The sequence below is a fragment of the Streptomyces sp. MAR4 CNX-425 genome (assembly GCF_048656465.1).
In the GTDB taxonomy this organism is placed as follows: Bacteria; Actinomycetota; Actinomycetes; order Streptomycetales; family Streptomycetaceae; genus Streptomyces.
The window spans coordinates 59,720-83,036 of record NZ_JBMDLF010000007.1; the positions used below are offsets into that span (position 1 = coordinate 59,720).

The following is a 23,317-nucleotide window of genomic DNA, read 5'->3' on the forward strand; positions in this document are numbered from 1 at the left end:
CCTCGGACAACGGCCCCGGCGGTCGCTCAGCGCGCCGGGGGCGGCAGGTACGGCAGCCGGGAGCCGAGCCCCACGTCCGAGGGCAGCAGCGACGCCACCCAGGCGTCGCGGCGGGTGCCGTGGTTGACGAACCAGGAGCGCAGCGTGCCCTCCATCGTGAACCCCGCCCGGAGCGCCACCGCCCGCGACGGCTCGTTGCCCACCTCGGCGAACCACTCCACCCGGTCGATGCCCAGCTCGGTGAACGCCCACCGCACCACGGCCCCCGCCGCCTCCGCCGTGTACCCCCGCCGCCGCTGCTCCGGCGCCGTCCAGTAGCCGAGCTCCGCCACGCGCTCCGCGTGCCGGGTCGGGGTGAAGCCGACGAGCCCCATCGAGCCCACCAGGGCGCCGCCGTCGCGGGTGAAGACGCCGAAGTTGTACTGCGTGTCCTCGCGCCAGCCGGCGGGGGAGACCTTGAGGACGAAGTCCTCCGCGTGCGCGCGGCCGTACGGGGACGGCACGCGCGTCCAGCGCTGGATGCCGGGGTCCTGGCAGGCGGCGAGGACGGCGTCGACGTCGCCGGCTTCCATGGGGCGCAGCAGCAGGCGCTCGGTGTCCAGGGTGACGGGTTCCATCCACGGATTCTCCGCCTCCGGCTCCCGCCCCCGCCACGGCTTTTCCCGCCGCGCGGCCGCCCCCCGCCCCGGCCCCGCGGCCGCCGCGGGGGAGCGGGGCGGGGGCCTTTGCGGCACTTTCCACGGGGTTCGGACGTTGACACGTACGGTGACGGCACCTAACGTCCCTGGGCTGGACCTCCCGGGGCACCCGCGTCCTCGCATACGATGGCCGGTGCGGCCGTGGGCTCCGCGAGGCCCGAGAGGAGCCCCAGAGGACAGGGGCCGCACCAGCGCACCCGACCGTGCCAGGCCCGACCGGCAAGGAGCCAGCCCAAAGTGTCCGTCTTCGGAAAGATCATGCGCGCAGGCGAAGGAAAGATCCTGCGCAAGCTCAGCCGCATCGCGGACCAGGTCAACTCCATCGAGGAGGACTTCAAGGACCTCTCCGATGCCGAGCTGCGCGCACTGACCGAGGAGTACAAGCAGCGGTACGAGGAGGGCGAGTCCCTCGACGATCTGCTGCCCGAGGCGTTCGCCACCGTGCGCGAGGCGGCGACCCGCATCCTCGGCGAGCGGCACTACGACGTTCAGATCATGGGCGGCGCGGCGCTGCACGAGGGCTACGTGGCCGAGATGAAGACCGGCGAGGGCAAGACCCTGGTCGGCACCCTGCCCGCGTATCTCAACGCGATCGCCGGCAAGGGCGTGCACATCGTCACGGTCAACGACTACCTCGCCGAGCGCGACTCCGAGTGGATGGGCCGCGTGCACCGCTTCCTCGGCCTGTCCGTCGGCTGCATCCTGGCGAACATGCCGCCGGCGCAGCGTCGCGAGCAGTACAACTGCGACATCACCTACGGGACGAACAACGAGTTCGGGTTCGACTACCTCCGCGACAACATGGCGTGGTCGAAGGACGAACTGGTGCAGCGCGGCCACAACTTCGCGATCGTCGACGAGGTCGACTCCATCCTCATCGACGAGGCCCGCACCCCGCTGATCATCTCCGGCCCGGCCGACCAGGCCACCAAGTGGTACGCCGACTTCGCCAAGCTGGTCACCCGGCTGACCAAGGGCGAGGCGGGCGACCCGCGCATGGGCAAGGCGGAGACCGGCGACTACGACACGGACGAGAAGAAGCGGACCGTCGCCATCCACGAGGCCGGTGTCGCCAAGGTGGAGAACTACCTCGGCATCGACAACCTCTACGAGTCGGTGAACACCCCCCTCGTCGGCTACCTGAACAACGCCATCAAGGCCAAGGAGCTGTTCAAGAAGGACAAGGACTACGTCGTCATGGACGGCGAAGTCATGATCGTCGACGAGCACACGGGCCGTATCCTCGCCGGCCGCCGCTACAACGAGGGCATGCACCAGGCGATCGAGGCCAAAGAGGGCGTCAAGATCAAGGACGAGAACCAGACGCTCGCCACGATCACCCTGCAGAACTTCTTCCGCCTCTACAAGCGCAAGGACCACGAGGGCAGGGAGCTCCCGGGCCTCGCCGGCATGACCGGTACGGCCATGACCGAGGCCGCCGAGTTCCAGCAGATCTACAAGCTCGGCGTGGTGCCCATCCCGACGAACCGCCCGCTGGCGCGCATGGATCAGTCCGACCTGATCTACCGCACCGAGGAGGCGAAGTTCGACGCCGTCGTCGACGACATCGAGGAGAAGTACAAGAAGGGCCAGCCGGTGCTGGTCGGCACGACGTCGGTGGAGAAGTCCGAGTACCTCTCGCGCAAGCTCATCGAGCGCGAGGTGCACCACGAGGTGCTCAACGCCAAGCAGCACGACCGCGAGGCCAGCATCGTCGCGCAGGCCGGCCGCCGCGGCGCGATCACCGTCGCCACGAACATGGCCGGCCGCGGCACCGACATCAAGCTCGGCGGCAACCCCGACGACCTCGCCGAGGCCGACCTGCGCCAGCAGGGCCTGGACCCGGTCGAGCACGCCGAGCAGTGGGCGGCGGCGCTGCCGGCCGCGCTGGCGAAGGCGAAGGAGGCGGTCGAGGCCGAGTACGAGGAGGTCAAGGACCTCGGCGGGCTGTACGTGCTGGGCACCGAGCGGCACGAGTCGCGGCGCATCGACAACCAGCTGCGCGGCCGCTCCGGCCGCCAGGGCGACCCCGGCGAGTCCCGCTTCTACCTCTCCCTCGGCGACGACCTGATGCGGCTGTTCAAGGCGCAGCTGGTGGAGCGGGTCATGTCGATGGCGAACGTGCCGGACGACGTGCCGATCGAGAACAAGATGGTCACCCGCGCCATCGCCTCCGCCCAGTCGCAGGTCGAGCAGCAGAACTTCGAGACGCGCAAGAACGTCCTGAAGTACGACGAGGTCATGAACCGCCAGCGCGAGGTCATCTACGGCGAGCGCAAGCGGGTGCTGGAGGGCGAGGACCTGCACGAACAGGTGCGTCACTTCATGGACGACACCATCGACGCCTACATCCAGGCGGAGACCGTCGAGGGCTTCGCCGAGGAGTGGGACCTGGACCGGCTGTGGCAGGCGTTCAAGCAGCTCTACCCCGTCTCCGTGAAGATCGAGGAGCTGGAGGAGGCCGCCGGCGACCGCGCGGGTGTCACCCCCGAGTTCATCGAGGACATGGTCAAGGAGGACGTCCACGCGCAGTACGACAAGCGCGAGGAGCAGCTCGGCTCGGAGATCATGCGGGAGCTGGAGCGCCGGGTCGTGCTGTCGGTGCTGGACCGCAAGTGGCGCGAGCACCTCTACGAGATGGACTACCTCCAGGAGGGCATCCAGCTGCGCGCGATGGCGCAGAAGGACCCGCTGGTGGAGTTCCAGCGCGAGGGCTTCGATATGTTCAACGCCATGATGGACGGCATCAAGGAGGAGTCCGTCGGCTACCTGTTCAACCTGGAGGTCCAGGTCGAGCAGCAGGTCGAGGAGGTTCCGGTGCAGGACGCGGTGCCCGCCGAGGACGCCGCGCCGCAGGACGCGGTGCCGGCCCCGGCCATCCGCGCCAAGGGCCTGGAGCAGCCGCAGCGCCCCGACCGGCTGCACTTCTCCGCGCCCACCGCGGAGGGCGGCGTCGCCGAGGGCGAGCTGGCCACCGACGCCTCGCTGGCCCCCACGGCCGGCGGCCAGGGCGACGGCCGCACCCGGGCCGAGCGCCGGCGGGCCCAGAAGGGCGGCTCGAAGGGCAAGCGGCGGAAGAAGTGACGACGTCGTAGCACGTCGCCGTGCGGCGGGGCCGGTCCTGCGGGGCCGGCCCCGCCGCCGTGTGCGCGGCGGCGGGCCGTGCGTCCGCCGTACGGGACCGCCCGCCCCGCGCCGTACGGCACTCACCGGGCACCCGCCGCGGTCTGCGGGCCCACCTCGACCGCGGCGCAGCGCCAGCGGCGGTCCGGGCCCAGCTCCAGCCGGAACGCCAGCGCCCGCAGCCGGTCGCCCACGGCGACGCGGGCGAACGCCTCGATGACGTCCGGCGCGGGGCGGCAGTAGCCGCAGCGCTGCACCTCCGGGCGCGGGCCGGCGCGCAGCGGCAGCTCGTCGGCGAGCGCGGCGAGCTGGTCGTAGGCGCGGCCCGCGGTGTGGCCGAGGAGCCAGTGCATCGGCCGCTGCCCGCTGAGCGCGAGCACCAGCCGTTCGGCGAACCACTCGTGCGGCCGCAGCTCCCCCGAAGCCGCGCGCGCGGGCGGGCGGTGCGTCGGGTGGGGCCGGCGGGTGTCGCGCCGGGCCGGTGGGCCGGTACGGGCCCGGGGCCGGCGGCGCGGGGGCCGTGCCGGAGCCCGGGGCGGCGGCGCGGGCGGCTCCCCGGCCGCGGGGCCGTGGGCCGGGTCGTGCGGTGTCCCGTCCGCGGAGCCGCCGCCCGGGCCGTACGCCGCCGGCGCCGGTGGCCCGGCTTGCGGTTCGTGCGGTGGCTGGTGCCGTGGCTCGTGCGGTGGCCGCTGCGTCGGCGGGCGTTCGGGTCGCCGGGCCGGTCGGCCGGTGTCCGGCCGGGTGTCTGTGGTCGTCACGCTGTCACCCCCGTGATGCGTGTGGTTCGCGGTGCCCGAAGGTCTACCGGCGCCCCGCGGCACCCGCAACGCCCGCCGCCCCCGCCCCCGCGGCGCCGCGAAGTTCACCTATCAGGGTGACGCCCGCCGCCCCGGCCCCGGAGCCCGGCTCGCGCCGCGCCCGGGCCGGGCGCGGCGGACGGTGCCTTCGCCGCGCGCCCCGCCGACCCACTCGGACGGGGGACCGCGGCCGTATAGTTCGCCCATGCGCGTGTACGTCCCCCTGACCCTGCCCGGCCTGGCGCGGGCGCACGAGGCCGGCGAGCTGGGCCCGGCGCCGCTCCTCGCCTACGCCGTGACGCCGGCGCTGCGCGAGTGGTACGTCTCCGACAACCTCGAAGAGCTGGAGTACGCGGCCCTGACCCGGGCCGCGCAGGCGTCGCTGCGGCTGCTGGCGCTCACCCCCGCCCCCGGCGCGCCGCCGCGCCGGGTGGTGGTCGCGGCGGAGCTGCCCGACGGCGCCGCGACGGCCGACCCCGACCGCGGGCTCGACCCCGCCGCGATCGGCGAGGTGCGCGTCGCCGCGGCGGTCCCGCTGCGGCTGGCGGCGGCGGTGCACGTGGACGCGGACGATGCGGCGGCGGACGTCGCGGCGGCCGTGGCCGCGCTCGGCGCCGCGGACGCCGGCGACGAGGACGCGCGGTTCACCGTCGACGGCGCGGAGGACCACGAACTGCTCTGGTACGGCGTACAGGAGATCGGCAACCTCCTCGGCTGAGCGGCTTCCGGCCCGGTTGTCACACCGGCCGGTTACCGTTCTGGGGTGCGTACACATCTCGTCTGGGACTGGAACGGAACCCTCTTCCACGACATCCACGCGGTGATAGAGGCGACGAACGCCTCCTTCGCCGAGCTGGGCCTGCCCCCGATCACCCTGGAGCGCTACCGCGAGCTGTACTGCGTCCCGGTCCCCCGCTTCTACGAGCGGCTGCTTGGCCGGCTGCCGACGCCGGAGGAGTGGGAGGTCATGGACGAGACGTTCCACCGGCACTACTGGGTGCGCGCGGAGGGCGCCGCCCTCGCCGACGGCGCGGCGGCGCTGCTGGCGCAGCGGCGGGCCGCGGGGCAGACGCAGTCGCTGTGCTCCCTCGCGCCCCACGAGCAACTGCTGCCGATGGTGCGCTCGCACGGCATCGCGGACCACTTCATGCGCATCGACGGCCGCGTCGGCCCGTCCGACAGCGGCAAGGCGGCGCACATGGTGCGCCACCTCGGCGCGCTGCGGGGCATAGACCCGTCCCGCACGGTCGTCATCGGGGACGCCGTGGACGACGCCACGGCCGCGCGGCACGCGGGTGTGCGCGCCGTGCTCTACACCGGCGGTTCGCACAGCCGGGCGAGCCTGGCGGCCGCGGGCGTCCCGGTGGTGGACAGCCTGGCGGAGGCGGTCGCGACGGCGGACGAGCTGGCGGCGTGACGGCGTAGCCGCGGTACGCTCCGCGCCGTCGCCGCCCCGGCCCGTCTCCGGCCGCCACCCGTACGTCCGTACATCCGTACGCCCATACGCCCGTACGTTCCGCGCCCGCGGCCGTACACCCCGGAGGGTGACGTCCGCCACCTGGTGAACACGGCCGCCGACCGGTCATGCGGAAGGCTTTAGTCCAGGTGAAGGACGTCTCCGCAGCCTGGACAAGCTGTGCAGATAGGCAAAGAACTGGCGCTGCGTTTGTACACATTCGGACGTGGACGCGGCCTGGCATCGAGGGGATAGCCTGGTGGGCGTGATCAGCCCGATATCTCACCGGGGCGACGGGGGTGGGGCCCGAGGGGTCCCGACCGCGCTCCTCCCGGCGTCGGCAGGCGCCGGGGGCACCAACCGGGGGACGGCTGATCGGCGAAACCGGTGCCGCCGCCCGATGATGGCCACAGGTGGACCGGCGCGTTTCCCCGTTCCGGCGCGATGCCGCGCGAGGCCCGGAGGTATCCGGGCCGCGGTGCCGCGCCCGCTCGTCAGCAGGGCCGGGGGATCCTCCGGCCCACCAGAACCGTCACGCAACGGCGCGCGACAGGAGCCTGAGGACCATGCAGATCAAGCTGGATGAAGCCAAGAACGAGCTGCTCGCGCGCGCCGCGCGGGTGGACGGGACGGGTGAGGGGGGATTGGCCCCCGACACCCTGGACGCGTACCTCCAGCGCTACTACCTGCACACCGCGCCCGAGGACCTGCTCGGCCGCGACCCGGTCGACGTCTTCGGCGCGGCGCTCTCCCACTACCACCTGGCCCAGAACCGTCCGCAGGGCACCGCCAACGTGCGCGTGCACACCCCCACGGTGGAGGAGAACGGCTGGACGTCCAGCCACAGCGTCGTCGAGGTGGTAACGGATGATATGCCGTTCTTGGTGGATTCCGTCACCAATGAGCTGTCTCGCCAGGGACGCGGCATTCACCTGGTGATCCACCCGCAGATCGTCGTCCGCCGCGACGTCACCGGGCGGCTGCTGGAGGTGCTGGACGCCGGGCGCGATCCGAACGCCGCGCCGCCGTACGTCCGCGGCCTGGAGGACCTGCCGCACGACGCCGTCGTCGAGTCGTGGATCCACGTCGAGATCGACCGCGAGTCCGACCGCCAGGACCTCAAGCAGATCACCGCCGACCTGCTGCGGGTGCTCTCCGACGCCCGCGAGGCCGTCGAAGACTGGCAGAAGATGCGGGACTCGGCCCTCCGGATCGCGGATGATCTCGACGAGGAGCCGCTGCCGGACGACATGCCCACGCGGGAGGTCGAGGAGGCCCGGGAGCTGCTGCGCTGGCTCGCCGCCGACCACTTCACCTTCCTGGGCTACCGCGAGTACCGCCTGACGGTCAACAGCGACGGCGAGGAGCTGACCGCCGTCCCCGGCACCGGCCTCGGCATCCTGCGCGCCGACCCCGCGCACGCCGCGTACGGCGAGGACGACCGCAAGCCGCAGCCCGCCTCCGAGTCCTTCCACCGGCTGCCGGCCGACGTCCGCGCCAAGGCCCGCGAGCACCGCATGCTGGTGCTCACCAAGGCCAACAGCCGGGCCACCGTGCACCGCCCGGCCTACCTCGACTACATCGGCGTGAAGAAGTTCGACGCCGAGGGCAACGTCGTCGGCGAGAGGCGCTTCCTCGGCCTGTTCTCGTCCGCCGCGTACACCGAGTCGGTACGCCGCGTGCCCGTCGTCCGCCGCAAGGTCGCCGAGGTCCTCAGCCGCGCCGGCTTCACCCCCAACAGCCACGACGGCCGTGACCTGCTGCAGATCCTCGAAACCTACCCGAGGGACGAGCTCTTCCAGATCCCCGTCGCGGAGCTGAAGGCCATCGTCACCAGCGTGCTGTACCTCCAGGAACGCCGCAGGCTGCGGCTGTTCCTCCGGCAGGAGGAGTACGGGCGCTACTATTCGGCCCTCGTCTACCTGCCGCGCGACCGCTACACCACCACCGTGCGGCTGCGCCTCATCGACATCCTCAAAGAGGAGCTCGGCGGCACCTCCGTCGACTTCACCGCCTGGAACACCGAGTCGGTCCTGTCCCGGCTGCACTTCGTCGTCCGCGTCCAGACCGGCACCGAGCTGCGCGAGCTGACCGAGGCCGACGTCCACCGCATCGAGACCCGCCTCGCCGACGCCTCCCGCTCCTGGAACGACGGCTTCACCGAGGCGCTGGTCGCCGAGTTCGGCGAGGAGCGCGCCGCCGAGCTGGCCCACCGCTACGCCGGCGCCTTCCCCGAGGGCTACAAGGAGGACTTCCCGCCCCGCGCCGCCGTCTCCGACCTCCAGCACTTCGAGAAGCTCAGCTCCCGCGGCGGCACCGAGACGTTCGCCCTCAGCCTGTACGAGCCGGTGGGCGCCGCGCCCAACGAGCGCCGGCTGAAGGTGTACGGGGCGGGCGCGCCGTTCTCCCTCACCCGGGTGCTGCCCGTGCTGCACAACCTCGGCGTCGAGGTCGCCGAGGAGCGGCCGTACCTGCTGCGCTGCGCCGACAGCACCGACGCCTGGGTCTCGGACTTCGGGCTGCGGTTCCCGCCGTCGCAGAACGGCGGCGGCCTGGAGGTCGGCGAGGACGCGCGCGAGCGCTTCCAGGAGACGTTCGCCGCGGTGTGGAACGGCGAGGCGGAGGACGACGGGCTCAACGCCCTCGTGCCCGTCGCCGGGCTGACGTGGCGGCAGGCGATGGTGCTCCGCGCGTACGCGCGCTATCTGCGCCAGGCCGGCTCGAAGTTCAGCCAGGCGTACATGGAGGACACCCTCCGTACCAACGTGCACACCACCCGGCTGCTGGTCACGCTCTTCGAGGCGCGCATGGCGCCGGAGCGGCAGCACGCCGGGCGGGAGCTGACCGACGGCATCCTGGAGGAGCTGAACGGCGCGCTGGACCAGGTGGCCTCGCTCGACGAGGACCGCATCCTGCGCTCGTTCCTCACCGTCATCCAGGCCACGCTGCGCACGAACTACTTCCAGCTCGACAAGGACGGCAGCCCGCACTCGTACCTGTCGCTGAAGCTCGACCCGCAGGCCATCCCCGGGCTGCCCGAGCCGCGCCCCGCGTACGAGATCTGGGTGTACTCGCCGCGCGTCGAGGGCGTGCACCTGCGCTTCGGCAAGGTCGCGCGCGGCGGCCTGCGCTGGTCCGACCGGCGCGAGGACTTCCGCACCGAGATCCTGGGCCTGGTCAAGGCGCAGGAGGTGAAGAACACCGTCATCGTCCCGGCCGGCGCCAAGGGCGGCTTCGTCGGCAAGCGGCTGCCGGACCCGTCGGCGGACCGCGACGCCTGGCTGGCCGAGGGCATCGCCTGCTACAAGACGTTCATCTACGGCATGCTCGACATCACCGACAACCTCGTCGGCGGCGAGGTCGTGCACCCGAAGAACGTCGTCCGGCACGACGAGGACGACACCTACCTCGTCGTCGCCGCCGACAAGGGCACCGCGCGGTTCTCCGACATCGCCAACGAGGTCGCCGTCTCGTACGACTTCTGGCTCGGCGACGCCTTCGCCTCCGGCGGCTCCGCCGGCTACGACCACAAGGACATGGGCATCACCGCCCGCGGCGCCTGGGAGTCGGTCAAGCGGCACTTCCGCGAGCTGGGCGTGGACTGCCAGACCGAGGACTTCACCGCCGTCGGCATCGGCGACATGTCGGGCGACGTCTTCGGCAACGGCATGCTCCTCAGCGAGCACACCCGGCTGGTCGCCGCCTTCGACCACCGGCACATCATCGTCGACCCCGACCCGGACCCGGCCGTCTCCTACGCCGAGCGCCGCCGGCTCTACGAGCTGCCGCGCTCCTCCTGGGAGGACTACGACACCGCCAAGCTCTCCGAGGGCGGCGGGGTGTTCTCCCGCAAGGCCAAGGCGATCCCGGTCAACGCGAAGATGCGCCGGGCGCTGGGCATCGGCGACGGCGCCGCGAAGATGACGCCGGCCGAGCTGATGAAGGCGATCCTCCAGGCGCCGGTGGACCTGCTGTGGAACGGCGGCATCGGTACGTACGTGAAGTCCTCGGCGGAGTCGCAGGCCGACGCCGGCGACCGGGCGAACGACGCGATCCGGGTGGACGGCGTCGACGTACGCGCGCGGATCGTCGGCGAGGGCGGCAACCTCGGGGCGACGCAGCTGGGGCGGATCGAGTTCGCGCGCGTGGGCGGCCCCGACGGCCGGGGCGGGAAGATCAACACCGACGCGATCGACAACAGCGCCGGGGTGGACACGTCCGATCACGAAGTGAACATCAAGATCCTGCTCAACCAGGTCATCGGCGACGGCGACATGACCGTCAAGCAGCGCAACCAGCTCCTTGAGGAGATGACCGACGAGGTCGCCGCGCTGGTCCTGCGCAACAACTACGCGCAGAACACCGCCCTGGCCAACGCCGTCGCCCAGGCCCCCAGCCTGCTCCAGGCCCACCACCGGTACATGCGCAAGCTCGGCAAGGAGGGCGCGCTCGACCGGGAGCTGGAGTTCCTGCCCGGGGACAAGCAGCTGCGCGAGCGCCTCGCCGCGGGTCTCGGCCTCACCCAGCCCGAGCTGGCGGTGCTGCTGGGCTACACGAAGATCACCACGACGGAGGAGCTGGTCACCACCGGGCTGCCCGACGACCCGTACCTGGAACGGCTGCTCTTCGCGTACTTCCCGCAGCCGCTCCGCGACCGCTTCCCCGACCAGATCCGCACGCACGCGCTGCGCCGCGAGATCGTCACGACGGTGCTCGTCAACGACACCGTCAACACCGGCGGCACGTCGTTCGTGCACCGGCTGAAGGAGGAGACGGGCGCGGCGACCGAGGAGATCGTACGGGCGCACACCGCGGCCCGCGCGATCTTCCACCTCGGCGACTTCTGGGACGAGGTCGAGACCCTCGACAACGTCATCGCCGCCGACGTCCAGACCCGCATCCGGCTGCACTCGCGCCGGCTGGTCGAGCGCGCGACCCGCTGGCTGCTCAACAACCGCCCGCAGCCGCTGCAACTGGGCGACACCATCGACTTCTTCAGCGACCGGGTCGCGCGGGTCTGGGCGGCGCTGCCGAAGCTGCTGCGCGGCGCGGACCTGGAGTGGTACGAGCGCAACCAGAACGAGCTGACCGACAGCGGCGTCCCGGCCGAGCTGGCGCAGCGCGTCGCCTCGTTCTCGGCGGCGTTCCCGACGCTGGACATCGTCGCCGTCGCCGACCGCACCGGGCACGAGCCGCTGGACGTCGCGGAGGTGTACTACGACCTCGGCGACCGGCTGCACATCAGCAAGCTGATGGCCCGCATCGTGGAGCTGCCGCGGGCCGACCGGTGGCAGTCCATGGCGCGCGCCGCCATCCGCGAGGACCTGTACGCGGCGCACGCGCTCCTCACCGCGGACGTGCTGTCGGCGGAGCCGGACGGACGCGGCGACGTGGTGACGCCGGAGCTGCGGTTCAAGACCTGGGAGGAGAAGAACCTGGCGATCCTGGGCCGGGCGCGGAGCACGCTGGAGGAGATCCAGAGTTCGGAGTCGTTCGACCTGGCGAACCTGTCGGTGGCGATGCGGACGATGCGTACGCTGCTGCGCACGAACCGGTAGGGACGCGCGCGGGCGGCCGGTGTGCCGCGGGTGCCGGTGCGTACGGCTCCGCTACGGGACCGGGGCGCCCGGCGCCCGGCGGTGCGCCGGGGCGCGGTCGGGCGTCCGGGGGCGCGGCGCCGGGGCCGGGGCAGCGGGCGCACGGCGGCCGGTGAGCGCGGCGGAGAGCGGCAACCGCTCGTGCAGCGCCGCGCACAGCACGGCGACCGGCGCGAGCGCGAGCAGCCCGTAGAGCAGCGCCGGACCGGGCTCGGCCGCCGTCGAACCGGCCACCGTCGCCAGTGCCCCGGCCGCCGCCCCGATGCCGGCGTGCACCGCGTGCGCCCGCAGCACCTCCCGTACCCGTACCAGCCCGCAGCGCCCCCACCGCACCAGTTGCAGCGCGTGCCCGGCGGCCGGGCCCGCCGCGGCGGCGCAGGCGAACAGCGGCAGGGCGTGGCCGGAGCCGCGCCACGGGAGGACCAGGGCGAAGGCGGCGGCGGTGGTGAGGAGCACGACCAGTTGGGTGCCGAGGAGTGCGCGGCGCCGGCCGCGGGCCAGGTCGAGGGAGCAGCCGGCGGAGTAGAGGAGCTGCGCCGCCGCCGCGGCGCACAGCCACGGCACCAGCGCCGTCGCGGACCCCCAGCCGGGCCCGAGGAGCACTGCGAGCGCGGCGGGCCCGACGCCGGCGGCGGCCCCGAAGCCGGCGAAGGCGGCGGCGGAGGCGCCGGTGACGGCGAGCCGGGCGGCGGGGACGTCGACGCGCCGGGCGCGGCGCGGGGCGCGCACGGGCGCCGGGCGGCCGTCCGGCCGCGGGTGGTGCCCGGTCTCCGGGCCGCGGCCGTCCGGCTCGTCGCCCCGGCCCCCGCCCCGGCCCCGGCCCCGGTCCCGGCCGCGGACACCGCCCGGGCCCAGCAGCGAACGCACCTCCCGGCCCTGCCCCCGGTACGGCACCCGCCCGCCCCCCAGCGCCATCGCCACCGGCAGCTCGCACAGCGCCGCCGCCCGCGAGTACACCCCCGCCGGCCCCGCCCCGAGCAGCCGGCACACCGCCCACAGCGGCGCGCCCGCCGCGACCAGCCGCAGCAGCCCGAACCCCGCCGCGAACCGCGACACGCGGACCAGCGACGCGGCCCGTACCGCGGCTGCTCCCGCTCCGTCCGGCAGCGGCGTACGGAACAGGAGCAGCCCCGCGGCGCCGAGGGTCAGCGCCGCGGCGGCCGGCAGCACGGCGGCCAGGCCGAGGGGGTTGACGCCGGCGGCGAGCAGCAGGACGCCGGTGGCGACGCCGCCCGCCTGCCCGCCGGCGTCCGTCAGCACGGCGGCGCGGGCGCGGCCGGCGCGGTGGAGCGCGGCGAGGGCGGCTTCGGCCGCGGGGTGGCAGAGGAACGAGCAGGCGAGGAGGCGGAGGAGGGGGGTGGTGTCGGGGGTGTGGAGGAGGACGGCGGGCAGCGGGGCGGCGGCCTGCGCGACGGCGAAACCGGCGAACCCGGTGACCCCGGCGAGCCGCAGCGCGGCGTGCGCGGTGGGCCGGTCCAGGGTCGCGGCGCGGTGCAGGGAGGCGGCGATGCCGGTGCCGGCGACGTGGACGAGGAGGTGGACGGCGGTGAGGGCGACGGCGTACGCGCCGAGGGCGGCGGGGGAGACGTGGCGGGCGGCGTAGGCGACGAAGCCGAGGTGCAGCAGCACCCCGCAGGCCGCGCTCCCGTACCGCCACGCGTCCGCCCCGGGCCCGGCGTCGCCGGGCGGCGTCGCCCCGGCCGTCCCGCGCCGCGACCCGGTTCCGCGGCTCTCCGTCCCGTCCCCGGCCCCGCTCTCCGTACCGGCACCCGCCCCGCTCTCCGTACCGGCACTCGCCACGCTCTCCGTACCGGCACTCGCCCACGGCCGCCGCAGCCGCGCGCCCCACCCCCGGCCCGGCGAAACGCGGCCCGCCCGCACCCCGCGCAGCAACCGCCCCACCCCGCCCCGGCCCGGCCCCGCGGCCCCGCCGCCGTCGCCGACGCTCATCGAGCCGCCCCCTGCCGCCACAACCGCGCCCGCCGCACCCGCGCGCCCCGCGCCCCGCGCGCCCGCGGCGGCGCCGCCGGCAGCACGTGCGGCGCGTTCCAGCCGCGCGGGAGCGGCTCGCCCGGCGGCACCAGTACGTTCTCCTCCTTGCCGCACTCCAGCACCGCCCGCAGCCACCCCCGCTGCGCCGCGTAGAACCCGTCCGTCAGCGGCTCCGGCGCGAACAGCCAGTCCCGGCACTGCCCCTGCACGTGCGGCAGGTAGCTCTTCGCGTCGTGCGCGCGCCACGGCGTCTCCGGGTGGATCAGGTGGAGCCCGTACCCCAGGGCCGCCAGCTCCCTCAGCGCCGCCGCCATCGCGCCCGCGTCCGTACCCGGCAGCACCTCGCACACCACCCACGGCCGGTGCTCGCGCAGCACCCGGCGCGCGCCCGCGAGGACCTCGGGCTCGTGCGTCTCGACGTCGATCTTGATCAGGAACGGCGCGTGCCCGTGCCGCTCGGCGAAGTCGTCGACCGTGCCGACCGGCACCCGCACCGACTCCGTGTGCGCGCGGTGCCCGGGGTTGAGCGAGTTGGAGCTCTCGGCCTTCAGCGACAGGTACAGCTCCGCCGTCCGGCCGCGGTCCGACAGCGCCATCTGCCGCACGTCGAAGTCCAGCCCGTTGCCGTCGCGCAGGGCGCGGCACAGCCCGGCGGTGTGGGGGGTCGGCTCGAAGGCGACGGTCTGGAGCCGCTTGCCGCCGTGGACGAGGTCGACGAGGGCCGCGTAGAGCCCGATGTGCGCGCCGACGTCGTAGACCGCGGCGTGCGGCGGCGCGTACTGCGCGAGGGTCAGCAGCGTCGCCTGCGTCAGCGGCTCGTAGCCGGCGAGGCCCGCGCGGCGCAGCTGGCGCTGGACGGCGGTCTCCTTCCGGCTGAGCACGTTGATCGCGCGCGCGTACGCGCGCGTGCCGGGCGGCGCGGCCGGGTTCACCGGCGTGCGGACGGCCAGGGGCATGGCCAGCTCACCTCTCGAACGGGCTGGGGACGGGGAAGTACGCCTGGAGGAACGGCCGGACGAACTCCAGCTGGCCGGCCAGGTCGCCGGCGCCGGAGAGCGTGTCGTTGAGGCAGAAGACGTTCCGGTCGCGGCGGCGCAGGAGCCGCTGGAGGCGGGCGGCGGTGTCCGGGTGGGCGAGGTCGATGTAGTCGTACGTGATCTGCCCGGGCACCGCGCGGCCGGTGAAGGACGCGTAGTAGTGGTGGAACGCGGACGGGATGGACAGGTCCGTGGCGCTGCGGAAGCGGCTCGCCGCGGTCTGCCGGTGGCGTTCGGGGAAGCGTTCCTCGATCTCGGCCAGGGTGCTGCGCCGCAGGGCGTGCGGCGTGTGCTTCATCTTCTGCGCGATGTACGTGCCGAACCTCTCCCGCAGCAGCGCCCTGTTGTTCTTTCCGGCGATCGACACCGGTACGTCGTCCGCGTCCGGCGGCCCGGCGGGCAGCAGCGCGCGGGACGGGAAGTAGCGGGTGATCCCGTTGGGCAGGAAGAACTGGTCGGGGAGGACGGGGGCGCCGAGGAAGACGTCGTCGTTGAAGTAGAGGAAGTGCTCGGCCAGGCCGTCGATGTGGTGGAGCTGGCTCTCGATGGCGTGGGAGTTGAACGTGGGCAGGACGCCCGGGTCGGTGAAGATGTCGCGGTGGTCGACGACGGTGAGGCGGGGGTGGGAGGTGTCGAGCCAGTCCGGGGTCTGGTCGTCGGTGACGAGGTGGACGTGCCGGATCCAGGGGGCGTAGAGGTGCAGGGAACGGAGCGAGTAGCGAAGCTCGTCGCGGTTGAGGTAGCGGGCGTCGTTGGCGGCCTCGGCGTGGTACGGGACGCCGCCCGCGGCGGCGCGGCGGCGGCGCCAGGCGGGGTCGTCGCCGTCGACCCAGGTGTAGACGGCGTCGACGGGGAAGGGGAGGTCGTCGGGGAGCGGGACGGCCAGCTCGGGGCGGGTGCGGACGGCGGGGACGCGGCCGAGGGAGTCGGCGAGGACGAAGCGGGTGAAGAGGTGGCCGGGGGCGGTGACGCAGGCGCCGTCGCGCGGCACGGACTCGACGACGCGGTTGAAGCGGGGGGCGACGAGCCGGGTGCGGCACGGAGGGCCGCCGGGCGCCGGGCCCTGGCCGTTCCCGTGAAGAGGTGCGCGCTTTCCGTCGGGGTCGCGCTTTCCATCCGGGTCGCTGTTCTCGTCCGGTTCGTCCGTGTCGTACGGGCCGCTCCCCCCGGCCGGCTCCTCCGCCCAGAACTCCACGTCGCAGCCGTAGCCCGCGCCCAGCAGCGTGCGCCCCCCGCGGTCGGTGTAGTAGCAGGTGAACCGGACGACGGCCGCCTCGGCGAGCGCCTCCCACGCCGCCGGGTCGGCGCCGGGGCGTACCCGGCGCTCGGGGCGCCGGCGGCGGTCGGCGTGCGAGACGTGGCCGGGGTGCTCGGCGCACAGGGCGGTGAGCGCGGCGACGGCGCGGGCGCGGAGGGGCGCGGGGACGGCGACGGCGGTGGAGACGCTGCCGTAGCCGCGGACGGCGAAGTGCTCGACGCCCGCGGCGTCGAGGGCGCCGGTGACCAGGCGCAGGTTCTCGTTGCGGGCGCGCAGCGGGGTGGGGGAGTCGAGGACGACGGCGAGCCGGGTCCGGCCGCGGTAGTGGACCACCCGGCGGTCGGGGCGGTCGAGCTGGCCGGTGGCGCGCAGGGCGCGCAGGACGGCCCGCTGCCCGGGTTCGGGGACCCGCCGGGAGACGGTGCCGAGCGCGCGCTGCACCCGGTGCCGGGCGGCGGGCGTGGCGACGGCGACGACGAGCCGGCGCACGCGGCGCGGCACCGCGCGCCGGTAGCGGCGTACGAGCCACGGCTCCCCGGGCTGCACGCCGTTGGCGTCCGCGGCGTAGGAGGCGTACGCGGCGTACGCGCCGGGCGCGGTGTCCGGGGCGTCCGGGGCGTCAGCGGTGCCCGGGGTCCGGCGGTCCGGCGGCGGGTGGGAAGCGGTGTGCGGGCGGGTGCGGCCGGTTCCGGCGGCCGGGACCGCGGGTCGTTCGCTGCGGGTCTGTGTCATCCGTACCTCCGGCTTCCGTGCTTGCGTGTTCGTCCGGCCCGGTCCGCGTCCCTCCGCCCCGCCCTCACTCGCCGTGCGGCACCGCACTGCCCGCCGGCCGCGGCACCCCGCGGGCCGCGCCCCCGCCCGGCGGCGCCCGGTGCCCCGGCACCGGCGGGCGGTCGACCTGGCCGAGGAAGACGTGCCGCACCACGCGCTCGGCGGCGTGCCCGTCGTCGTACGGGCAGAAGCGCCGCCGGAAGCCGGCGAGCAGCTCCGCGGCGGCGGGCGGGGGCGTGGCCTGGGGGGTGCCGCCGCCGGCGAGGGCGTCGGCGAGTTCGCCGACGGTGCGGCAGACCGGGCCGGGCGGGTCGGCGGTGAGGTCGAAGTACGTGCCGCGCGCCAGCCGGTACGCGTCCCAGTCGGCGGCGTGGATGACGATGGGGCGGCCGAGCAGGGCGTAGTCGAACATCACGGAGGAGTAGTCCGTGAGCAGCGCGTCGGAGGCGAGGCACAGCTCGGTGAGCGAGGGGTGCGCGGTGACGTCGAGTACCCCGGCGGGCGGGGTGCCGGCGGGCGCGGCGTCGTGGAGGTAGTGCGCGCGGGCGAGCAGGACGACGTGCGCGCCGCGCTCGCGCAGCGCGCGGGCGAGGGCGCCGAGGTCGAGCGGCGCGACGTGGCCGGGGAGGTAGTCGCGGTGCGTGGGGGCGTACAGGACGGCGGTGGCGCCCTCGGGGATGCCGAGCCGGGCGCGCAGCGCGGCGCGCGCGGGCGCCCCCGCGGACGCGCCGGCGAGCGCGTCGTTGCGCGGGTAGCCGTACTCCAGGGTGGTGTGGTCGGCGGGGTAGGCGCGGCTCCAGGCCAGGGTGGAGTGGCGGTTGGCGGAGAGGCTGTAGTCCCAGCGGTCGACGCGGGTCATCAGCGCCTCGAAGTCCATGCCCGCCGCGCCCGCCGGGTGGTCGGCGAGGTCCAGGCCCATCTTCTTCAGCGGTGTGCCGTGGTGGGTCTGCACGTGGATCTGGCCGCGGCGCTTGACCACGTACTGCGGGAAGTTGACGTTGTTGACGAGGTACGTGGCGCGCGCCAGGGCGCGGTGGCAGGCGCGCGAGCCGGGGCGCAGGACCCGGACGCCGGGCGGCACGGTGTGCGCGTAGCCGGGGCGGGCGATCCACGCGGTCGCGAGGCCGGGCACCAGCTCGCGGGCCTTGGCTTCGAGGGCGGCGGGGTTGCAGGAGTAGCCGCGGTACCAGTACGCGGCGAAGACCGCCAGGTGCGGGTCGAGGGGCAGGCGGCGCTGGAGGCGGTAGTAGAGCCGGCCGCAGCCGGTGCGGGTGCGGCGGGCGGCGCGGGCGGCGACGTCGCGGGTACGGGTGAGGAGGCGGCCGGCGGTGCCGAGGAGCTGGAACGCCCGCCGGGTGCCGAGGCGCACGAGCAGGTGCCGGACCCGGACCCGCACGCCCCCGGTCCGTCCGCCGCCGGCCCGTCCGCCGCCCCCGGCCCGTACCCCGACGACGGCCCCGGCGGCTGACCCGACGGCGGCCCCGGCCGCCCGCGCGCCCGCCGCCCGCCGTACCGCCGCCGCCCCCGGCCCGTACCGCGCGTACCGCGCCCGCGCCCGCCGGAAGAACTCCGCGCGCCGGTGCCGCGGCACCCGCTCGCCCACGTTGAAGATCGCCGTCAGGTGGTCCACCATCCGCCCGAACAGCACCGGCCGCCACCGGTCCAGCCGCCGCGCGTCGAGGAACGCGAACACCCTGTCGTACTGCTCGAAGATGTCCAGGTGCCCTTCGCCCGGCGTGCCCAGGATGTTGCCGGACCGCCGCTGCCGGTAGTGCACGCACACCCGGTCCAGCACCGCGATCCGCTCCGCGGACAGCAGCGCGGGGTACGTCCACGGCGTGTCCTCGTAGTAGCCGGGCGGGAAGCTGAGGCCCTGGGCGGCGACGAAGTCCCGCCGGTACGCCTTGTTCCACACCACCATCAGCAGCCGCAGCAGCTCCGGCCGCTCCTCCAGCCGGAAGACCTGCGGCTCGCGCTCCGCGAGCAGCTCGGCGCGTACGTTGCGGGTGTGGCGGCCGTGCCAGTAGATGCGGGCGTAGTCGTAGACGAGGACGTCGGGGTCGGCGGTGGCGGCGAGCCGGTCGGCGATCGCCTGGAGCGCGCCGGGGACGAGGGTGTCGTCGCCGTCGAGGAAGAGGACGTAGTCGCCGGTGGCGCGCTCCAGGCCGGCGTTGCGGGCGCGGCCGAGGCCGACGTTGGCGGTGAGGTGGACGGCGGTCAGCCGCGGGTCGCGGGCGGCGGCGCCGTCGGCGATCTCGCCGCAGAGGTCGGGGGAGCAGTCGTCGACCGCGATGACCTCCACGTCCGTGAAGGACTGGGAGAGCACGGACTCCAGGCACTCGTCGAGATACGCCTGGACCCTGTAGGCGGGGACGATGACGCTGAACCGGGGCACGGACACATCCCTGGGCGGGCGGCAGGACAGTCCGCTGGTCGGAATGTCCTTATTTCTGGTATCCGCCACCGTAACGGCGGCCCCACGCGCCCGGCCGTACGACAGTACGGCCGCCCGGGTGAACCACCCGGACGGCCGTATCGGCTCGGAGCGTACGTCCCTACTTCACCGCGCCCGCCATCACGCCCGACACGAACTGCCGCTGGAAGGCGAAGAACACGACCAGCGGAATGATCATCGAGATGAAGGCGCCGGACGCGATCAGCTCGATGTTGCTGTCGAACTGCCGCGTCTGCTGCTGCACCGCCACCGTCAGCGGCGGCTTGCCCGGGTCGGCGAAGACCAGGGCCACCAGCATGTCGTTCCACACCCACAGGAACTGGAAGATGCTCAGCGCCGCGATCGCCGGCCCGCCCAGCGGCATCACGACGCGGAAGAACAGCCGCAGCTCGCCCGCCCCGTCGATACGCGCCGCCTCCAGCAGCTCCCGCGGGATCTCCGCGAAGAAGTTCCGCAGCAGGAAGACGGCGAACGGCAGCCCGAACGCGGTGTGGAAGAGCACCACGCCCGTGATCGTGTGGAACAGGTTCAGGTCCCGGTACAGCGACGCGACCGGGATCAGCGCCACCTGCACCGGCACCACCAGCAGCCCCACCACCGCCAGGAACACCCAGTCCCGGCCGGGGAAGTCCATCCACGCGAAGGCGTAGGCCGCCAGCGAGCCGAGGACCACGACCAGCACCGTGGACGGCACGGTGATCCAGATCGTCGTCGGCAGCGCGCCCATCACGTCCTCGTTGCCGAAGAGCGCGTCGTACGTGTCCGTGGTCAGCTGCCCCGGATCGCCGAAGACCTTCCACCAGCCGGACGTCGCGATGTCCGACGGGTCCCGGAACGACGACAGCAGCAGCCCCACCGTCGGGCTCAGCCACAGGAACGCCACGATGACGAGAAACGCCCGGACCGCGCCGCCGCCCGCGTACCGCCCGATGCGGGAGGCGAGGGACTCCTTCGCCGGCTCCCCGCCCTTCTTCGCCTCCCGCGGTTCCGGCTTCGGTGCGGTCTCCGCCGCTGCAGCGGTGGTCATCGGCCGGACTCCTTTCGCAGGCGGCGGATATTGAAGATCATCACGGGGATGACGAGGAGCAGCAGCACGACGGAGATCGCGCTGCCCATGCCCAGGTCGGGCTCGGTGCCGGAGAACGCCTGCTGGAACAGCTCGACGGCCAGCACGTTCCCGTCCTCCAGCCGGGCGCTCGGCACGATGATGTAGACGAGGTCGAAGATCTTCAGCACGTTGATCATCAGCGTCACGAGCACGACCGCGAGCACCGGCGCCAGCACCGGCACCGTGATGCGCCGGAACACCTGCCACTCGTTGGCGCCGTCCACCCGCGCCGCCTCCATCAGCTCGCGCGGCACCGACGCGAGCCCCGCGGCGATCAGCACCATCGCGAAGCCGGCCCACATCCACACGTACGCCGCGATCACCGCCGGCGTCACCAGGGACGGGCCGAGCCAGTCGACGCCGCCGTACGCCTCCGCGAAGTTCGACGCGGGCAGCCGGAGCTGGGCGCCGTCCGCCGCGGCGGGCAGCGTGAACGTACCGTCGGCGGCCGTGGTGGCCGAGGCGACGACCTCGCCGCCCTTGACCGCCTCGACCTTGATGTCCTTCAGCGCCTTCTCGCCGCGGTCGACGACGTTCGGCTCGCCGCCGCCGGGCTTGAAGTCCAGCCACACCGTGCCGTTGATCCCGTCGCCGCCGGTCCGCGGCTCGGCGGCGGGCTGCTCGCCCGCCGCGTCCTGCGGCTTGACGGCGACCAGCGGCAGCAGCGCCGGCTGCCCGGCGCTGACGGTGGCGTCCGAGGTGAACGGGCCGTCGTCCGGCCCCTTGAGGTCGTCGTTCGGGCGCGGGCGGGCGCCCGGCCAGGGCGCGGGGTCGGTGAACGTGTCGTGGATCGTCGTCCACGCCGCGTTCGCGGCGCCGCGCTCCGGGTCGTTCTGGTAGACGAGGCTGAAGATGACGCCCGCCGCCAGCATCGAGATCGCCATCGGCATGAAGACGACCATCTTGAACGCCGTGCCCCACCGCACCTTCTCGGTGAGGACCGCGAAGATCAGGCCCAGCGCCGTGCAGACCGCGGGCGCGACGAGCACCCAGATGAGGTTGTTGCGCAGCGCGGTGCGCATGTGGTCGTCGCTGAACAGCTCGGTGTAGTTGTCCAGGCCGACGAAGTCGCTGCCGGAGACGCCGAAGAGGCTGCGGTAGACCGAGTACACGATCGGATACAGCACCAGGGCGCCGAGCAGGATCACGGCCGGCAGCAGGAAGCAGAGCGCGACCGGGCTCTTCGTCCGTACCACCGACCGCCGGCGCGGCGGCGGGCCGTCCGGCGTACCCGGCTTGCCCGGTGCGCCCGGCTCCCCGGGCGGCGTACGGCCCGGCGGGCCGAGGGGGGAGGGCGCGGCGGAGTCCGCCGCACCCCCCGCGGACGAGGTCGGCATCAGGGTCTCCCCGCCCCGTCCGTCACTTCTCGTAGGCCGCGGCGGCGGCCTTCTCCAGGGCCTGCTGCGCGCCCTCGACGTCCTTCGGATCGGCCAGGAAGTCCTGGAGCGCCTTCCACTCGCCCTTGCCCTCGGTGCCGCCGAAGTCGGCGGGGGCCTGGTCGGACATGTCGAAGCGGAAGTCGTCGCCGGCGTCGACGAGCGCCTGCGCGATCTCGCGCTGCACGTCGTTCGGGTACCACGACATGTCCATGTTCTTGTTCGGCGAGATGAAACCGCCCGGCTCCGCCCACGTCTCGGCCGCCTCGGTGCCGGCCAGGTACGTCAGCAGCGCCTGCGCGCCCTTCGAGCCGGTCAGCGTCACGGCCGCGTCGCCGCCGGTGACCACCGGCGAGTCCGCGCCCACCGCCGGGAACGGGAAGACCTTCGCGTCCTGGCCGACCTGCGCGTCGGTCTCGTTGACGAACGCGCCGACGAAGTCGGCCTCGAAGACCATCGCGGCCTTCGGGTTCTCCAGGTCGGCGAACGGGGCGGTCGCCGAGTCCGGGAAGGCCATCTTCGTCGCCTTCTCGTTGCCGCCCGCGATCAGCGCGTCGTTGCCGAACAGCTCGCCGAGGGTGGTCAGCGCGTCCGTCACCGACTTGTCGGTCCACGGGATCTCGTGCGCCGCGAGCTGGTCGTACTTCTCCGGGCCCGCCTGGGAGAGATAGATGTTCTCGAACCAGTCGGTAAGCGTCCAGCCGTCCGCGCCGCCGACCGCCACCGGCGGCACGCCGGAGTCGGAGATAAGCTGCGCGGTCTCCACAAAGCCCTGCCAGTCCTTCGGCTCCTGGGCGCCCGCGTTCTCGAAGGCCATGGTGTTGTACCAGATCAGGGACTTGTTGGCGGCCTTCGCGTACACGCCGTACTGCTCGCCGTCCACCGCGCCCAGGTCCTGCCAGCCCTGCGAGAAGTTCTTGGCCAGCTCCTTCTTCGCGGCCGCGTTGAGCGGCTTCGCCCAGCCCTCCTTGACGAACTCCTGCAACACGCCCACCTGCGGCGCGAACACGACGTCCGGCGGCTCGCCGCCGGCGACCTGGGTGCGCACGAAGGACGCGACGTTGTCGCCGGTCGGCACGTACTCCACCGTGGCGCCGGTCTGTTCCTCGAAGCCGTCGACGACCTTCTCGAAGTTCTCCTGCTCGGGCCCCGTCCACACGGCGCCGACGCGCAGCGACTCGCCGTCCAGATTCGGCAGCTTGACGCCGGCACCGGACTTGTCCGTCTGCCCGCCCCCGCCGCCGCTGTCGTCGCCGTCGTCGCCGCACCCGGCGGCGGTCACGGCGAGCGCGCCGGCGGCGATGAACGCCACCGCGGTCCGCACGACTCTCACGTGCTGCAGTGTCTGCAGCGAACTGCGCATCCCAGCCTCCCCAGGAACGCGGGGCAGATGGGGTTGTCCCACGCCGGCGCAGACCTGCCCCGCAAGGTCTGTGCCGTGTACCGGTGTCCCGTCGACCGGTGCGAATTGCTGTGGAGTATGTCCTACGCCCGGACCGGCGGGCCCGCAATAGCGCTCCCTCCGCAAACCCGGTCAACGGCCGTTTCGTGACCACTCCGTGACTGCGGAGGGGCTGTGTGTGAGGCCGTGCGGTGCGGAGTTGGGTCTGCTCGGGGTGGAAAACGCGCTGGTGGCAGGGGAGTTGGGG

Annotated in this window: 13 protein-coding genes; 4 read left to right on the plus strand and 9 right to left on the minus strand. The window is 73.8% G+C overall.

Translation table 11 applies throughout. From position 1 onward, the window contains the following. Nucleotides 1–26: 26 nt before the first annotated feature. On the minus strand, nucleotides 27–617 hold the full coding sequence (locus ACHZ99_RS20445) for a GNAT family N-acetyltransferase (protein ID WP_420306114.1): 591 nt from the start codon (nucleotides 615–617) through the stop codon (nucleotides 27–29). A 318-nt stretch (nucleotides 618–935) separates the two neighbouring features. Here ACHZ99_RS20445 and secA point away from each other — a divergent pair, with 318 nt between their 5' ends. Continuing rightward, entirely contained in the window at nucleotides 936–3,782 is a 2,847-nt protein-coding gene (secA, locus tag ACHZ99_RS20450) for a preprotein translocase subunit SecA (protein WP_420306115.1), read from the plus strand. Between the two features lie 122 nt (nucleotides 3,783–3,904). On the opposite strand, the gene ACHZ99_RS20455 is transcribed toward secA, so the two are convergent. Then, nucleotides 3,905–4,201 (minus strand): Rv3235 family protein, encoded by a 297-nt coding sequence (locus tag ACHZ99_RS20455; protein ID WP_420306116.1) that lies wholly within the window; start codon nucleotides 4,199–4,201, stop codon nucleotides 3,905–3,907. A 622-nt stretch (nucleotides 4,202–4,823) separates the two neighbouring features. Here ACHZ99_RS20455 and ACHZ99_RS20460 point away from each other — a divergent pair. The 3 genes from ACHZ99_RS20460 (at nucleotide 4,824) to ACHZ99_RS20470 (ending at nucleotide 11,632) form a co-directional block, all read left to right on the plus strand. Next, nucleotides 4,824–5,336 (plus strand): DUF6912 family protein, encoded by a 513-nt coding sequence (locus ACHZ99_RS20460; RefSeq protein ID WP_420306117.1) that lies wholly within the window; start codon nucleotides 4,824–4,826, stop codon nucleotides 5,334–5,336. A 45-nt stretch (nucleotides 5,337–5,381) separates the two neighbouring features. Continuing rightward, the gene (locus ACHZ99_RS20465; RefSeq protein WP_420306118.1) at nucleotides 5,382–6,035 is read left to right on the plus strand and encodes an HAD family hydrolase; all 654 of its coding nucleotides are present in this window, start codon (nucleotides 5,382–5,384) and stop codon (nucleotides 6,033–6,035) included. Between the two features lie 605 nt (nucleotides 6,036–6,640). After that, nucleotides 6,641–11,632 (plus strand): NAD-glutamate dehydrogenase, encoded by a 4,992-nt coding sequence (locus ACHZ99_RS20470; RefSeq protein WP_420306119.1) that lies wholly within the window; start codon nucleotides 6,641–6,643, stop codon nucleotides 11,630–11,632. 51 nt (nucleotides 11,633–11,683) lie between these two features. Here ACHZ99_RS20470 and ACHZ99_RS20475 read toward each other — a convergent pair whose 3' ends face one another. The 7 genes from ACHZ99_RS20475 to ACHZ99_RS20505 form a co-directional block, all read right to left on the minus strand. Continuing rightward, entirely contained in the window at nucleotides 11,684–13,621 is a 1,938-nt protein-coding gene (locus ACHZ99_RS20475; RefSeq protein WP_420306120.1) for an oligosaccharide flippase family protein, read from the minus strand. Next, on the minus strand, nucleotides 13,618–14,619 hold the full coding sequence (locus ACHZ99_RS20480; RefSeq protein WP_420306121.1) for an FkbM family methyltransferase: 1,002 nt from the start codon (nucleotides 14,617–14,619) through the stop codon (nucleotides 13,618–13,620). Before ACHZ99_RS20480 ends, ACHZ99_RS20475 begins: the two co-directional genes overlap by 4 nt. Nucleotides 14,620–14,626: 7 nt before the next feature. After that, on the minus strand, nucleotides 14,627–16,690 hold the full coding sequence (locus ACHZ99_RS20485) for a stealth family protein (protein WP_420306122.1): 2,064 nt from the start codon (nucleotides 16,688–16,690) through the stop codon (nucleotides 14,627–14,629). Nucleotides 16,691–16,754: 64 nt separating this feature from the next. Beyond that, the gene (locus tag ACHZ99_RS20490) at nucleotides 16,755–19,130 is read right to left on the minus strand and encodes a bifunctional glycosyltransferase/CDP-glycerol:glycerophosphate glycerophosphotransferase (protein ID WP_420306123.1); all 2,376 of its coding nucleotides are present in this window, start codon (nucleotides 19,128–19,130) and stop codon (nucleotides 16,755–16,757) included. Nucleotides 19,131–19,284: 154 nt separating this feature from the next. Next, nucleotides 19,285–20,211 (minus strand): carbohydrate ABC transporter permease, encoded by a 927-nt coding sequence (locus tag ACHZ99_RS20495; RefSeq protein ID WP_420306124.1) that lies wholly within the window; start codon nucleotides 20,209–20,211, stop codon nucleotides 19,285–19,287. Beyond that, nucleotides 20,208–21,629: a carbohydrate ABC transporter permease gene (locus ACHZ99_RS20500; protein WP_420306125.1), complete on the minus strand. Its 1,422-nt coding sequence runs from the start codon at nucleotides 21,627–21,629 to the stop codon at nucleotides 20,208–20,210. The genes ACHZ99_RS20495 and ACHZ99_RS20500 overlap by 4 nt, the downstream gene beginning before the upstream one ends. Nucleotides 21,630–21,651: 22 nt before the next feature. Beyond that, on the minus strand, nucleotides 21,652–23,031 hold the full coding sequence (locus tag ACHZ99_RS20505) for an ABC transporter substrate-binding protein (protein WP_420306126.1): 1,380 nt from the start codon (nucleotides 23,029–23,031) through the stop codon (nucleotides 21,652–21,654). Nucleotides 23,032–23,317: the final 286 nt, after the last annotated feature.